Source organism: Mycobacteriales bacterium (assembly GCA_036497565.1).
GTDB lineage: Bacteria > Actinomycetota > Actinomycetes > Mycobacteriales > QHCD01 > DASXJE01.
In genome coordinates, this window is record DASXJE010000074.1 from 1 (window position 1) to 13,051 (window position 13,051).

Below are 13,051 nucleotides of genomic sequence, written 5' to 3' on the forward strand. Positions count from 1 at the left end.
CGGCACCACGTCCATGGAGGAACCCATGCAGTCCGCACCCGCGACAATCGCGATTCCCGGCTACCTGATCGGCACCTGGAAGGCCGACCCGGTGCACTCCGAAGTCGCTTTCTCCGTCCGCCACCTCATGGTCAGCAAGACGCGCGGCCGGTTCACCAGCTACGACGTCACCCTCGTCACCGGCGAGGATCCCCTGGATTCGACGGTCACCGCGACGATCGACCTCGTGTCCATCGACACCGGCTTCGAGCAGCGGGACAACCACCTCCGCTCCGCCGACTACTTCGAGATCGAGAAGTACCCGACGATGAGCTACCGCTCCATCGGCGTCCGCCAGTCCGACGACGGGTGGACCGTCGACGGCGAGCTGACGCTCCACGGCATCACGCGGCAGGTGCCGATGGCGCTCGAGGTGAACGGGTTCGGTCCGGACCCGTTCGGCGGCCAGCGGGCCGGCTTCTCCGCGACCGCGCAGATCAACCGCCGCGACTTCGGCATCGACCTCACGACCCCGCTGGACGGCGGCGGCGTCGCGGTCGGCGACAAGGTGTCGATCAGCCTCGAGATCGAGGCCGTCCTCCAGAGGTGACCACGTCCACAACGAGGAGAAGGCCCATGTCAGCAACGCAGGAAGCCGAGAACAAGGCGACGTTCGCCCGCCTGCACGATGTCGTCAACACCAGAGACGTGGAGCTCGTCTCGAAGACGATCGACGCGATCGTCGACCCCGACGTGCGGATCCGCACGCCACTGCCGGTTCAAACGACCGGTGCCCAAGCGCTCAAGGAGGTGTGGGCGATTCTCCTTCGGGCGTTCCCCGACCTGCATCTCACCGTCGAGGACGTGATCGCCGAGGGAGACAAGATCGTCACCAGAAACACGGTCACCGGGACCCATCAGGGTGACTTCATGGGCCGCCCACCGAGCGGAAAATCCGTCTCGTACAACGAAATCTTCATCTTCCGCTTCGCGGGCGGCCGAGTCGCTGAGACCTGGGGTGTCGTCGATTCCCTCTCAGTGATGCGACAGCTCAACATGATTCCGGCCTAGCGAAGACCACGACCGACAAGGAGATCAATCATGGATGCTCGCCTGAACTACTTCGACATCGCCGTGACGCAGAACGCCGTCAAGCATCTGACCGCGGCGGGCAGAGGGGTGACGGACTCGCCGCTGCCGGCCGCCACACACGCACTCGTGGAGATCCGGGCAAGCCAGATCAACGGATGTGCCGTCTGCCTCGACATGCACACCAAGGATGCCGAGCACGCCGGGGAAACCTCGCTTCGTTTGAACCTCGTCGCAGGGTGGCGCGAGGCGACGGTCTTCACCGAGGCCGAACGGGCCGCTCTGGAGCTGACCGAGCAGGGCACCCGTATCGCGGACGGCGCGGGTGGCGTGACCGACGAGGCCTGGGCCAATGCGGCCAAGCATTACGACGAGGACCAACTCGCCGCCCTCGTCTGCACCATCGCGTTCATCAACACCTGGAACCGCCTCAATGTCATCACCAGGCAGCCGGCCGGTGACTACCAGCCCGGCCAGTGGGGCTGACCCTCCCCCAGGCCCGTGATCAAGAGGGGATAAGTGCGCGACACGCCGCACGAATCCCCTCTTGATCACGGTCGGGGGATCAGATCTTGCCGGTGAGGTCGTCGGAATGTCCCGCGTCGATCCGCGACCACTGGGCGATGGGGCGTCCGTTGACCCGCCCGTTGGCGCCGCCCTGCTGTGGCCAACCGGCCGGCGAGTCCTCCCACGGCTCCTGGCGGCCGTACGCTGTCCGGTCCATGAGCGCGTAGTTGTTGTCCATCACCTCTGCGCCACGGCCGGTCGTCCAGTAGGTCTCGAAGACGCGGTCACCGTCGCGGAGGTAGCACACGAGGTGGAACAGGCCGATCTGACGCCCGGTGAGGAGTACGTCGACGGAGTCCTGTGCCGAGTACCACGGCATGTCCCAGCCCATGAAGTCGCGGTAGCGGACGCTTTCGTCGTACGGACCCTGGCAGAGGACGGCATAGGTGATGTCGCGGGCATGCAGGTAGGACAGTTCTCGCACCTGTCCGTTGCACCACGTGCACCCTTCGCACTGCTCGGCCGCGGGGTGGCCGTCGTGCCACATGAAGTAGTAGGCGATGAGCTGGCTGCGGCCTTCGAAGGCGTCGAGCAGAGTACGCGGCCCGTCGGGCCCGATCAGTGCGGCGTTGGCGTCCACCTCCACCATGGGCAGGCGCCGCCGGGCTGCGGCGATCGAGTCGCCTTCCCTGGTGTGCGCCTTCTCCCGAACCCGCAGGCTGTCCAGCTCCGCCTGGAAGGTGGCCCGGTCGACTGCTGTGGGAAGGCTCGGTGCGTTGCGGTTGGCTGATTCATCGTTCATGACTGGTCTCCTCTTCCTTCTGTGCGGTTGGTTCTTCCTGATCCTGGCGCCCCACCGACGAAGGGCCTGTGCCGGAATCGACATCGGCGGCGAAACAGATTCAGAATTTCTCGGCGTTGCGGGCAAATCCGGTGGCGGCGATGAGCACGCCGATGACGGCGAGGACGCCGATGAACGCGAAGGCCGTGTGGAAGCCGCGCAGGCCTGATCCCGCGACGAGCACGGTCGACACCGCGGCGACACCGGCCGCGCCGCCGATCTCGCGCATGGTCTCGACGAGGCCGGACGCCAGCCCCGAAGCCGCCTGCGACACCCCTGACAGGGCGCCGATCTGCAACGCGACCGGCGGCCAGCAGGCCGCCGGCGACGACCCCCACCGACCCGGCTGCCCCGCCCACGGCGCCGAAGAGGCCGACCGCGCGAGCACGCTCCCGTCCCTCATCGAAGGTGACGGCCAGCAGCGAAAGGGCCGCCGGTGCGATGAGCGCGGCACCGAATCCCTGGACGGCACGGGCCGCAATCAGTGGGCTGGCGTGGTGCGCGACACCGGCCAGGAACGACGCACCTGTGAAGACGGTGAGTCCGGCGAGGAAGACCCGCCGCCGGCCCAGCTGGTCGGTCATCCTGCCGCCGAGGAGAAGGAATCCCCCGAGCAGCAGGCCGTAGGCGACGACCACCCACTGCAACGTGCTGTGACCGACGCCGAGGTCGCGTTGGATCGACGGCAGCGCCACGTTCACGATGGCGGTGTCGAGGCCCACCATCGCCTGGGCCGCACATGCGAGCGCCAGCACGAGTCCGCGGTTGATCCGCTTTGCGGGTGCCGTTGCTGCGCCGGTCCTCGGCTTGGTCACGATGAGTGACATCGGTGGTTCCTTCGCCTGGGGGGTTTTCGCTCAACCGACGAAGGAGCCAGTCCGGGATCGACATCACCGGCGAAGAAGGTCAGAGCTCCCGGAGGCGGCCGGTCAGATAGCGACGTTCCGCCTCGGTCGGAGCCAGCCGAAGTGCCTGCTCGTACGCCACTCTGGCCTCGGCCACGCGCCCGTCCCGCCTGAGCAGGTCGGCCCGGGTCGCGGGCAGCAGGTGGTAGCCGTCGAGGCGGCCGGACTCGGCGAGGTCATCCACCAACACGAGGCCGGCCGGGATGCCGTCGGACATCGCGATCGCCACGGCACGGTTCAGCTCAACCACCGGGGACGGCGCCATCCTCGCCAGTTCCGCATAGAGGGCGGCGATCTGCGGCCAGTCGGTGCTCGCCGTGTCGGGTGCTGTGGCGTGACACGCCGCGATCGCGGCCTGCACCTGGTAGGGCCCGCTCCGTCGCATGGCCAGCGCCTCGTCGAGTACGGCGACGCCCTCGGCGATCAGGGGACCATCCCACCTGGACCGGTCCTGATTCTCCAGCGTGACCAGCATGCCGTCGTCCGTACGCGTCGCCCGTCGGGCTTCGTGCAGCAGCATCAACGCCAACAAGCCGCGCGGCTCGGGTTCCTGCGGCATCAGCTGGGTGAGAACCCGCGCGAGGTGAATCGCCTCGGCGGCCAGCGCCCGGGTTCCGTCCTGCTCGTCGTAGCCCTCGTTGAAGATGAGGTAGAGCACGGCGAGGACCGCGGACAGTCGTTCCGGGAGCATCTCGGCGGGAGGCACGCGATACGGGATGCCGGCCTCGGCGATCTTGCGCTTGGCACGGACCAGGCGTTGCGCCATGGTGGGTTCGGCGGTGAGGAACGCCCGCGCGATTTCGGCGGTGCTCAAGCCGGCGAGCGTGCGCAATGTGAGCGCGAGCCTGGCCTCGAACGGCAACGCCGGATGACAACACGTGAAGATCAGCCGCAGCCGCTCGTCGGGGATCTCGTCCAGGGAGGGCTCGTCCGGATCCCGGGCCAGCACGGCGAGCTGGCGCAGCTTCGCACGCCCGGCCGTGTCACGCCGCAGCCGGTCGGTCGCCCGATTGCGCGCCGTATTGGTGAGCCACGCGCCCGGACGCCTCGGGATGCCGTCGCGCGGCCACGTCGCCAGCGCCGTGGCGAACGCGTCTTGCGCACAGTCCTCCGCCAGGTCCCAATCCCGGGTCAGCCCGATCAACGTCGCGACCACCTGACCCCACTCATCCCGATACGCCGTGTCGACGGCAGCGCGCACGGCGTCGTCGGGTGGGGTCATTCCCAGACCGGACGGATCTCGACGCTGCCCCGCTGCGCGTAGGGGTGCCCGGCGGCGATCGCGATCGCCTCGTCGAGGTCGGCGCACTCGAGGACCACGAAACCGCCGACGAAATCCTTGGTTTCGGCGAACGGCCCGTCGGAGACGAGGGTCTCGCCGTCGCGCTGCCGTACGGTTGTCGCGTCGGCGACCGACCTCAACCGCGCGCCGAACAACCTGGCGCCGCGGCGTTCGAGGTCCGCCTCCCAGGCCTGGTGCACCGGGTCGGCCGCCAGGTCCTCATTGCTCGGCGGATCCGACTCGTCGTCGCACATCAGCAGCATGTATTTCATACGCCGCAGTCTGGCACTGGCCGGGCGGCGAACGGCTCAGCGGACCTGGTTGATGCGGATCAGGTTGCCCGCGGGATCGCGGAAGGCGCAGTCGCGGACCCCGTACGGCTGCTCGGTCGGCTCCTGCACGACCTCGGCGTCGCCGGCCTGGAGCTGTTCGAAGGTGGCATCGAGGTCCTTGGTGGCCAGGGTCATGATGCCGTAGGTCCCCTTGGCCATCATCTCGGCGATGGTACGGCGCTCGTCGTCGGTGATGCCGGGGTCGACGCCCGGCGGGTACAGGACGATGGATGTGCCGGGCTGGTCGGCGGGACCGACAGTGATCCAGTGCAGCCCGTTGTAGCCGACGTCGTTGCGGACCTCGAAGCCGAGGATGTCGCGGTAGAAGGCCAACGAGGCGTCCGGGTCGTTGTGCGGCAGGAAGGTCGCGTGAATGGTGATGTCCATGACGGTCAGGCTAGGCGCGGCTGGGTGACCGGCGCTTCTCGATTCCTGATCGGTCTGGTCACCTGTTTCGCCACGCACGACGGCATTCCTGCCGTCGCGCTCGCCGCCTGGCGCCGGTAGGTGCTGGGCGGCATTCCGACCAACTCGGTGAAGCGGGTGCTGAAGGTACCCAGCGAGGAGCAGCCGACCGCGAAACAGACCTCGGTGACGCTGAGATCGCCACGACGCAGCAGCGCCATCGCGCGTTCGATGCGTCGCGTCATCAAATAGCCGTAGGGCGATTCCCCGTAGGCCAGCCGGAACTCGCGGCTGAGATGTCCGGCCGACATGTGCGCGCCACGGGCCAGCGCCTCGACGTCCAGCGGCTCCGCGTAGTCGCGGTCCATCCGGTCACGGACGCGACGCAGCCGGGCGAGGTCGTCCAGGTGCTGCGCCTCGGCGGCTCGGCTGGTCACCTGCCAGATCGTCCCACGCCGCGCCGGGGCTGCCTAGCGCCGCCGGCCGGGGCGGACCAATCGCGGACCGTCAGCCGGCCGGCGTGGCGAGCAATGCACCGCAAACGGCACCGATGTCGACCATCCCGACAAGACGCCCGTCGTCGACGACCAGCAGGTGCCGGAAACGGCCGGCCAGCATTGACTCGGCCGCGTCACGCAGGCTCGTCGTGGCCGCGCTGACGGTCAGATCGGAGGTCATGATGTCGCGGATCCGGACGTCGTTCACGTCCTTCCCGTCGGCGACCGCTCGAACGATGTCGGCCTCGGTCACCAGGCCCCGCGGTTGTCTGTCCTGCTCATCACGCAGGACGACGAGGGCGGTGTCGCCGGCGTGCCGCATCAGATATGCCGCCGCGGCGATATGAGCGTCCTCCTCGACCGTGGTGAGAGGGGGCCGCATGATGTCCGCAATGGTCGCCTGGGTCGCCGGACGTGAACCAGGCACTTTCTGGGCAGTGGGTTCCGTCATGGTCTGCTCTGTTTCCGAGGGCTCGAGAAGTCCCCTGGAGTTCCGTTCGGGCGTCGGACGAAACCGACTCTAGCTGCACGGTATTCCGCCACGCCCGGGCATCAGGAACCGGTGCGGTCCGGGACGTAGGTGAGGACGGTGACCCCGTCGGGCCCAACCTGCCGGGAGTCGGTCAGCGCCAGGCGGGTCGTGGTGGTGCCGTCGTCGAAAAGCCGTCGACCACTGCCGAGCACGATCGGGTAGACCATCAGGTGGAATTCGTCGACCAGGTCCTCGGCCATCAGGCTGCGGACCAACAGCCCGCTCCCGGCGATCAGGATGTCCCCGGCGTACCTGTCCTTCAGCGCACGTACCTGTCCCCCGACGTTGTCGGCGATCACCGTCGTGTTCTGCCAGGTCGGATCCGTCAGGGTGGCGGAGACGACGCTCTTGGGCATCTCGTTCATCCGGACCGCGAAGCCCACCTCATCGGTGATCGACGGCCAGGCCTGGGCGAAAGCCTCGTAGGTGACCCGACCGAGCAGCTGTGCGTCGGCCGTATTGAGCTCGTCGAGTTTGAACCGGTCACCGTCCGCGCCCCGGTCGAACTGGAACGACCATCCCCCGTGCTCGAAATTCTCTGCGCCGCCGGGATCCTCGAAGACCCCGTCCAGCGATACGAATTCGGTGACCACCACGTTGCCCATGACGTCCTCCTCGCCCGTCTGTTGTCGACGCTACTGACTGCTCGGTTCCCGGAAAATCATCGGCGTAGTGTCCGCGCGCCGAGGCTTGCAGTTGTCCTCATGAGCCGCGAAGCTGACCGCATGAGCGAGCCCTTCATCGTGCGGCCGGAGGAGGGCCGACGTCTGGACCTCGGGAACTTCGAAGCGGTCGTCCTGGCGGACGCCACCGCCACGTCGGGCGCGTTCACCCTTTTGCAGACCCAAGGGGAGCCACCCGACTTCGGTCCGCCGATGCATGTGCACCGCGACGCTGCCGAGGCCTTCTACGTCCTCGAGGGCACCTATCTCATGTTTGTCGAACAGCGACAGGGCATCTGTCCGCCGGGCAGTTTCGTGTACGTGCCGCCCAATGTCCCGCATACGTTCAAGGTGGTCTCCCAGGATCCCGGGAAGAAGCTGAACCTCTTCAGTCCGGCCGCGATGGTCGGCTTTTTCGAGGAACTCGCCGAGGCGGAGGCGAACGGCACCGCGACCCCTGAACTGCTCAGTCACATCTCCGAGAGACATGCAATGGGCATTGTCGGCCCCGTGCCGGAAACATATCTCTGAGATCCGACCGTTACCGATCCAGCCATTCGTCGACGTCCCGCTGCGCGCCGGTCGTCCGCCAACGGCGACAACCGCATGGCGTCCTCGTGTCGTCCCCGGACGGCGCAAGGCAGCCGAAACTCGAGCGCTGATGCTCAGCCTTCGCGTGACCGCAGTCGGGGCAGTCCTCATCAGGTGTGCCCACACTCATTCGACGTCACCGGCCCCCATGTCGCTTCGGTGCAACATCACGGTACCGGAGTACGCTTCGTCGCCCCTTGATTACCGCGCGGCGTACGGTGCGGGTCGCCTCCCGCCGATCGCGCTGGCAGGCCGGTACGCTTCGCGTGCCCGACGACATGCACGGGCATCGAGACCGCCGCCACGCCAGGTGAGGGGTTCATGGATCGACGACGGCGCCAGCCGCCGCTGATCGTGGCCCTCTACGCGATCACCTCGATCTGCGGCCTCCTTGATGCGGCCTGTTTCCTCGGTCTGGGCCGCGTCTTCTCGGAGATCATGACCGGGAATCTCGTCTATCTCGCCTTCTCGCTCGGGACGATCGGAACGCATGGCGCGGGGCCGATCCTCCCCTACGTCAGTGTGCTGGCGTTCTTCATGGTGGGTGCCGTGGCCGGCGGGCGGTTTCTCCGGCTGCCCGCCCGGTTGAGCGACCGGCGGGCCGGGTTCGCGGTGGAGTGGGCGGCACTCCTTGCTGCCACGGTGACGACGGCGATCCTGCATCCAGGTCCGGAGGGCGGGGCGCGGTTCGTCGTGACCGGCATTCTGTCGTTCGCCATGGGAATCCAGAACGCCATGCTGCGTCGCTGGGGTGTGGCCAACCTCGCCACCAACGTGATGACCCTGACCATGACCGCCTTGGTGGCCGACTCCCGCCTGGCCGGCGGGCCACGCACCCACGCGCGGCGTCGGGCGGCGTCGTTGGCGATCTTCGCGGCCAGCGCGACACTGGGCGCATTCCTGCTGCGGTACGGCGTCCTGTGGCCACTGGTACTCAGCCTGGCTATTTTCAGCCTGGCGCTTCCGGTGTTGTTACAGAAGTCGGAAGCGGAAAGCCGAGCGGTCCATCCGTGATGCTGGGGTTTGACCCGGCCTCCGTTGGGTAAATCGGCGAGGCCGTGAGTCACCTGTTCCAGATCCACCGAGCCATCGAGGTACGGCGCTGATGCCCCCGCCGCGCTGCAACTGCACTACACCGCTGATCATCGCCGGTTCGTCCGCAGGCCGACTGACGTATTGCCAGCATTGTGACCGACCGTGCCTGCGTGGCCCCCGTTGCCAGTTTTGCAAGCACAGGGTGGATCGGCGCCGCTGAGGGGCTGGTTCGTGGATGGCTCTCAGCGTCCGAGCACCACGATCGTGCCGGGCCCCTTTCCACCGGAAGCCGCCGGTGCCGTCGATGCGTAGAGGTGACCGTTGGCGTATTCGACGGCGACCACCCCCGGCAGCGACGCGACCTGCACACGCTGACCCCGGACGATCTCGGAGATCGTGCCGCTGTTGATCTCGGCGACGAAGACATGTCCCCGCGGGTCGACGGCCAGGTTGGTGGCTCCGTCGAATCCGGTCGCGATCCGCGACGGCCTGCCGGTCCACCGGTCGATCCGATAGACGCTTCCGGCGACTCCCATGCCACCGGGGAGCGTGGTGACGAGCAGGTCTCCGTGGTGGCCGATCTCGACATCGGTGGGGACGGCTTCGAAGTAGTAGGTGATACCGATGACGCAGTTCGGGAGGTGCTGTGCCGCCGCGAACTGCGGCGTGACATGCAGCGCCTGGCGGGGCAGCACGCTCAGCAGCGAGACATGACCGGTGCGGTCAACCTTGACCAGGTCGTTTCCGCCGGCATCGGCGACCGCCCAGGCGCCGTTGCGGAGCGCGGTCACCGCATAGGGGTGCGAGTCGATCTGACCGGTGTAGTTGACCGGGATGCCCGCCTTCGTCAGCGCATTTCGCACGCACTTGCTCGGGTGGGCGACGCCGTACTGGATGCGGCCGTCGGGGTTATGGATCCGTTCGAACCTGGAGAGGTTGGCGACGACGGGCTTGCGCCCCGCCCGCAGGATCGTCAGCCGCGTCGTCGAATGGTCGGCATTGCTACTGGTGTAGGCCAACGAGAGTCGTGACGGGTCGACGGCGACGCCGGCGATGTCGCCACCCTTCATCGGCCCGGTGGCGATCGGCTTGCTCCGGCCGACGAGGTTGAGCGTCGAGGTGAACGAGTCCGCCACGAACACCAGCGGACCGGCGACGGCGAACTGCAGCGGCCCGACATAGTTGGAGGCGAGGGTCTTCACGACCCGCAGCGTCGGCTTTCCGGCCGACGACGGCGTGCTCGCCGCCGCGGGTGCCGCGGCAAGCGTCACGGATGCCGCCGCGACGACGACAGCGACGGCTGCGGCCTTGATGCGGGAACCACGTTGTTCGGACACTGCGAACCCCCCAACCGACACGGCGCCCGCACCTACCGGAGGAGCGCCGGATTTCGTCTGGGACACAAGTATCAGAGCGGTCAGGGGCCGGCAACGAACTCCGCGAAATTGGGTGTCTCGGGCTACCGGCCGACTACGGGCCGCGATGACCCTTCACGAGAGTGGTGTGTCGTTCGGCACCGATTGCACGAGCACCACCTGGTCGTCCGGGTCGGTCACGGTCAGCTCGCCGCCGAACTCCCCCGACACGGCGACATCCGCGTAGCCGCCGGCCTTGAGTCGGCCCGCCAGCGCGTCCAGAGGTTCACGGGTGCGGAAGCCGAACTGCACCGACCCGGGTGCTCGGTGGTCCGCCGACGGGTGCAGGGCCACGAGGCCGCCGCCGTTACTGCGCCACACCCGCCACCACTCGTCGTCGCCCTCGTCGAGTCGTACGAACCCGGCCGCTGAGAGAAACTGACCGAACGGCCCGGCCGGCGGGTCGAATCGCAGTGGCATCGACACGATCCCGTGCTCGGGCCGCGGCTCGTCGAGCCGGTAGCCGTACAGATCGGTCGGACGCTCGTTGAAGGTGAGCTGCGTGCCGTTCTGGTCGCGCACGTTCACGGCCCGGCCGTAGGTCTCGTCGTAGATCTCCATGTCGACGTAGCCCGCGCGCGCGAATTGGGCCGCGAGTACTTCGAGGTCGGCGACCTCGAAGTTGAGGCCGGTGTCGCCTGCGCTGGACGAGCTGAGTGCTGCCGCGTGCAACGCCACCATTCCGGAACCGCCGGCCATGTCGACCCATGACTCCGCGCGACTCAGTCGTGGCGAGAAGCCCAGCAGGGTAAGGAATTCCTGCATCCTCGGCACCTGGTCGGTGAATCTGATCGGCATGACGACGACTTCGGCTTGAACGATGTCCGACGCAATCATCCGCTCGCCTCTCCGTGCGCTGCCAGGTATTCGGTCAACGCCTGCTCGACGAGCCCGGACAGGCTGGTCTCCTCGTCGATGGCCTTGTGCTTGACCCGTCGGACCAGCGCCGGCGGAAGATAGACGTTGAACTGCACCTTGGCGTCCGCTGCCGCCCGTCCGCTGCCCGGTCGCTTCGCGGGTTCAACCGCCATAGGTTCGCTCCTCCATGCTCGTATGCTAGCACCCTAGCAGCGTGTCGACCAGTCGACATCGGACGCTCTACTCGCAAAAACGCCCCAGACTTGCGAGTACCGCGTCCGATGATCGCCACGGGCGGTGCAGGCAAGGGGCTCGCCCAGGTCGGCCCCGGAGCGCGAGTCGACTAGGACGTGGAAACGGTGATGGAGCTCAGACCTGGGGCATGACCTCGGATGCGACGACCTCGAGGTGGTCGAGGTCGTGCATGTCGAGCATCTGGAGGTAGACCCGGGTCGCACCCAGCTCGGCGAACTCCCCGATCCGCTCGACCACCTCCGCCGGCGTACCCGCGAAGGCGTTCTCCCGCAGGTCGTCCACATCGCGGCCGATCACCTCGGCCCGACGGCGAATCTCACTCTCGTCCCGGCCGACGCAGAGCACGTTGGCGACGGAGTACGTCGGTTCGCGGCCGGTGCCGCTAGCCGCCGCCCGCACGCGCTCGATGATCGCCTTCGTACCGGCCCGGTTGAAGCCTACGTTGTACTCGTCGGCGAACCGTGCCGCGAGCGCAGCGCTGCGTCGCTTTCCCGCACCACCCAAGATGATCGGGGGTCGCGGAGACTGCACCGGCTTGGGTAGTGCTGGGGAATCGGAGAGTTGGTAGTGCGCGCCGTCGAAGGAGTACGACCCGCCGGGCGGCGTGCGCCACAGGCCGTCGATGATCTCGACCTGTTCGGCGAAGCGGTCGAAGCGCTCGACGACCTCGGGAAACGGGATGCCATACGCGCGGTGCTCGTCGTCGTACCACCCCGTACCGATGCCGAGTTCGACCCGACCGCCGCTCATCTGATCGACCTGGGCCACGGAGATCGCGAGCGGGCCGGGCAGCCGGAAGGTGGCCGCGGTGACCATGGTGCCGAGCCGGATACGGCTGGTCTCGCGGGCGATCGCGCCGAGCGTCACCCAGGAGTCGGTGGGTCCGGGCAACCCGTCGCCGGGGCCCATCGAGAGGTAGTGGTCGGACCGGAAGAACGCATCGAACCCGAGCTGCTCACTGGTCTTGGCGACCGTGAGCTGATCCTCGTAGGTGGCACCCTGTTGTGGTTCGACGAAGACGCGCAGATCCATGACACAACACTACGGCTACGCCGCAGCACGTCGCCCGGCGGCCGCTAGCTCCAACGCTCCCAGCGCACGACCTCGTCGAGGTTGCGCCGCCGCTGAGTCGATCGCGACGAGATCGCCGCCGATTTCGGATCAGGCCGGCGCCGGCCGATGGTCACGCCCGCGACGACGGCGACGTCGTCCGGAATTCCCAGCAGCTGCTTGAATGACTCCATGTCCGCCACATCGACGCCGTAGACGCCCGCGGCGAGACCTTCGTCGATCGCGGCGAGCAGCAGCAGCATCATGGCGGCACCGGCGTCGACGAACCAGTACGGCGCCGGCCATTCGACCTCCACTCCGCCCGTCGCGGCGAGCTTGTCCGGCCTGTTGTAACGGTCGTGGTAGTCCTGCTCGCGCGTGCACACGACGACGTGCACCGGCGCCTGCGACAGCCACGGCTCCAGGCCTTCAGCGATCCATTCGTCCTCGTCGCACAGCCGTCCGATTGCAGCACGCGTCTCGGGCTTGGTGACGACCACGAGCCGCTGGCCCTGGGAAAAGCCGCCGCTCGGTGCGTGCCGGACGGTGCGCACGATCCGTTCGAGAGTCTCGCGCGGGACCGGATCGGGGTCGTAGTGACGCACCATCCGACGCTGCCGGAGGATCTCCGCGAATTCCACCGGGCGACCCTATCGCGCGGCCACCGTCGACAGAGGCACGCGAATCGGCTGCCGCGTTAGTCTCCACGCTCGGAGGAAACCGGGAGGCAGCCATGACCGATCGCGACCCCGCGCCCGTGCCCACTGCGGTGGTGACCGGAGCTGGGACCGGCCTGGGTCGGCAGAGCGCGCTCGC

19 protein-coding genes are annotated in these 13,051 nt (G+C 67.7%); 6 read left to right on the forward strand and 13 right to left on the reverse strand.

The features are described from left to right. The first annotated feature begins 25 nt into the window (after nucleotides 1-25). Genes VGH85_06305 through VGH85_06315 form a run of 3 tightly spaced genes read left to right on the forward strand, consistent with a single transcriptional unit; the run spans nucleotide 26 to nucleotide 1,554 of the window. Entirely contained in the window at nucleotides 26-589 is a 564-nt protein-coding gene (locus VGH85_06305; protein HEY2173411.1) for a YceI family protein, read from the forward strand. A gap of 26 nt (nucleotides 590-615) precedes the next feature. Continuing rightward, nucleotides 616-1,050: an ester cyclase gene (locus tag VGH85_06310; protein ID HEY2173412.1), complete on the forward strand. Its 435-nt coding sequence runs from the start codon at nucleotides 616-618 to the stop codon at nucleotides 1,048-1,050. A 30-nt stretch (nucleotides 1,051-1,080) separates the two neighbouring features. Further along, the gene (locus tag VGH85_06315) at nucleotides 1,081-1,554 is read left to right on the forward strand and encodes a carboxymuconolactone decarboxylase family protein (GenBank protein ID HEY2173413.1); all 474 of its coding nucleotides are present in this window, start codon (nucleotides 1,081-1,083) and stop codon (nucleotides 1,552-1,554) included. A gap of 79 nt (nucleotides 1,555-1,633) precedes the next feature. Here VGH85_06315 and VGH85_06320 read toward each other — a convergent pair whose 3' ends face one another. Both VGH85_06320 and VGH85_06325 read right to left on the reverse strand, forming a co-directional pair. Then, nucleotides 1,634-2,377 (reverse strand): DUF899 family protein, encoded by a 744-nt coding sequence (locus VGH85_06320; protein HEY2173414.1) that lies wholly within the window; start codon nucleotides 2,375-2,377, stop codon nucleotides 1,634-1,636. Nucleotides 2,378-2,477: 100 nt separating this feature from the next. Next, on the reverse strand, nucleotides 2,478-2,645 hold the full coding sequence (locus tag VGH85_06325; protein HEY2173415.1) for a hypothetical protein: 168 nt from the start codon (nucleotides 2,643-2,645) through the stop codon (nucleotides 2,478-2,480). Here VGH85_06325 and VGH85_06330 point away from each other — a divergent pair. Continuing rightward, on the forward strand, nucleotides 2,644-3,240 hold the full coding sequence (locus VGH85_06330) for a hypothetical protein (GenBank protein HEY2173416.1): 597 nt from the start codon (nucleotides 2,644-2,646) through the stop codon (nucleotides 3,238-3,240). The genes VGH85_06325 and VGH85_06330 overlap by 2 nt on opposite strands. 82 nt (nucleotides 3,241-3,322) lie before the next feature. Here VGH85_06330 and VGH85_06335 read toward each other — a convergent pair whose 3' ends face one another. From VGH85_06335 to VGH85_06360, 6 genes are all read right to left on the reverse strand, one after another. Then, nucleotides 3,323-4,543 carry an RNA polymerase sigma factor gene (locus VGH85_06335; protein ID HEY2173417.1) on the reverse strand — a complete coding sequence of 407 codons (1,221 nt, stop codon included), beginning with the start codon at nucleotides 4,541-4,543 and terminating at the stop codon, nucleotides 3,323-3,325. Then, nucleotides 4,540-4,875, reverse strand: a complete 336-nt coding sequence (locus VGH85_06340; GenBank protein HEY2173418.1) for a YciI family protein — start codon at nucleotides 4,873-4,875, stop codon at nucleotides 4,540-4,542. The genes VGH85_06335 and VGH85_06340 overlap by 4 nt, the downstream gene beginning before the upstream one ends. A gap of 36 nt (nucleotides 4,876-4,911) precedes the next feature. Beyond that, nucleotides 4,912-5,322 carry a VOC family protein gene (locus VGH85_06345; GenBank protein ID HEY2173419.1) on the reverse strand — a complete coding sequence of 137 codons (411 nt, stop codon included), beginning with the start codon at nucleotides 5,320-5,322 and terminating at the stop codon, nucleotides 4,912-4,914. 5 nt (nucleotides 5,323-5,327) lie between these two features. Next, complete coding sequence (locus VGH85_06350; GenBank protein ID HEY2173420.1) at nucleotides 5,328-5,777, reverse strand: helix-turn-helix transcriptional regulator; 450 nt, start codon at nucleotides 5,775-5,777, stop codon at nucleotides 5,328-5,330. A gap of 70 nt (nucleotides 5,778-5,847) precedes the next feature. Further along, the gene (locus VGH85_06355; protein HEY2173421.1) at nucleotides 5,848-6,219 is read right to left on the reverse strand and encodes a CBS domain-containing protein; all 372 of its coding nucleotides are present in this window, start codon (nucleotides 6,217-6,219) and stop codon (nucleotides 5,848-5,850) included. Nucleotides 6,220-6,389: 170 nt separating this feature from the next. Then, on the reverse strand, nucleotides 6,390-6,974 hold the full coding sequence (locus VGH85_06360) for a dihydrofolate reductase family protein (protein ID HEY2173422.1): 585 nt from the start codon (nucleotides 6,972-6,974) through the stop codon (nucleotides 6,390-6,392). Nucleotides 6,975-7,094: 120 nt separating this feature from the next. Here VGH85_06360 and VGH85_06365 point away from each other — a divergent pair, with 120 nt between their 5' ends. Next, a complete protein-coding gene (locus tag VGH85_06365; protein HEY2173423.1) occupies nucleotides 7,095-7,562 on the forward strand; it encodes a cupin domain-containing protein in 468 nt (155 codons plus the stop codon). Nucleotides 7,563-7,943: 381 nt separating this feature from the next. Beyond that, on the forward strand, nucleotides 7,944-8,636 hold the full coding sequence (locus VGH85_06370) for a YoaK family protein (GenBank protein ID HEY2173424.1): 693 nt from the start codon (nucleotides 7,944-7,946) through the stop codon (nucleotides 8,634-8,636). A 263-nt stretch (nucleotides 8,637-8,899) separates the two neighbouring features. Here VGH85_06370 and VGH85_06375 read toward each other — a convergent pair whose 3' ends face one another. The 5 genes from VGH85_06375 to VGH85_06395 all read right to left on the reverse strand — a co-directional run bounded on the left by VGH85_06375 (nucleotide 8,900) and on the right by VGH85_06395 (nucleotide 12,876). Then, the gene (locus VGH85_06375) at nucleotides 8,900-9,994 is read right to left on the reverse strand and encodes a ScyD/ScyE family protein (protein ID HEY2173425.1); all 1,095 of its coding nucleotides are present in this window, start codon (nucleotides 9,992-9,994) and stop codon (nucleotides 8,900-8,902) included. Between the two features lie 153 nt (nucleotides 9,995-10,147). Next, nucleotides 10,148-10,909, reverse strand: a complete 762-nt coding sequence (locus VGH85_06380) for a hypothetical protein (GenBank protein HEY2173426.1) — start codon at nucleotides 10,907-10,909, stop codon at nucleotides 10,148-10,150. After that, nucleotides 10,906-11,046: a CopG family transcriptional regulator gene (locus VGH85_06385; GenBank protein ID HEY2173427.1), complete on the reverse strand. Its 141-nt coding sequence runs from the start codon at nucleotides 11,044-11,046 to the stop codon at nucleotides 10,906-10,908. The genes VGH85_06380 and VGH85_06385 overlap by 4 nt, the downstream gene beginning before the upstream one ends. 253 nt (nucleotides 11,047-11,299) lie before the next feature. After that, nucleotides 11,300-12,217 carry an LLM class F420-dependent oxidoreductase gene (locus tag VGH85_06390; protein HEY2173428.1) on the reverse strand — a complete coding sequence of 306 codons (918 nt, stop codon included), beginning with the start codon at nucleotides 12,215-12,217 and terminating at the stop codon, nucleotides 11,300-11,302. A 44-nt stretch (nucleotides 12,218-12,261) separates the two neighbouring features. After that, on the reverse strand, nucleotides 12,262-12,876 hold the full coding sequence (locus VGH85_06395; GenBank protein HEY2173429.1) for a nitroreductase family protein: 615 nt from the start codon (nucleotides 12,874-12,876) through the stop codon (nucleotides 12,262-12,264). Nucleotides 12,877-13,051: the final 175 nt, after the last annotated feature.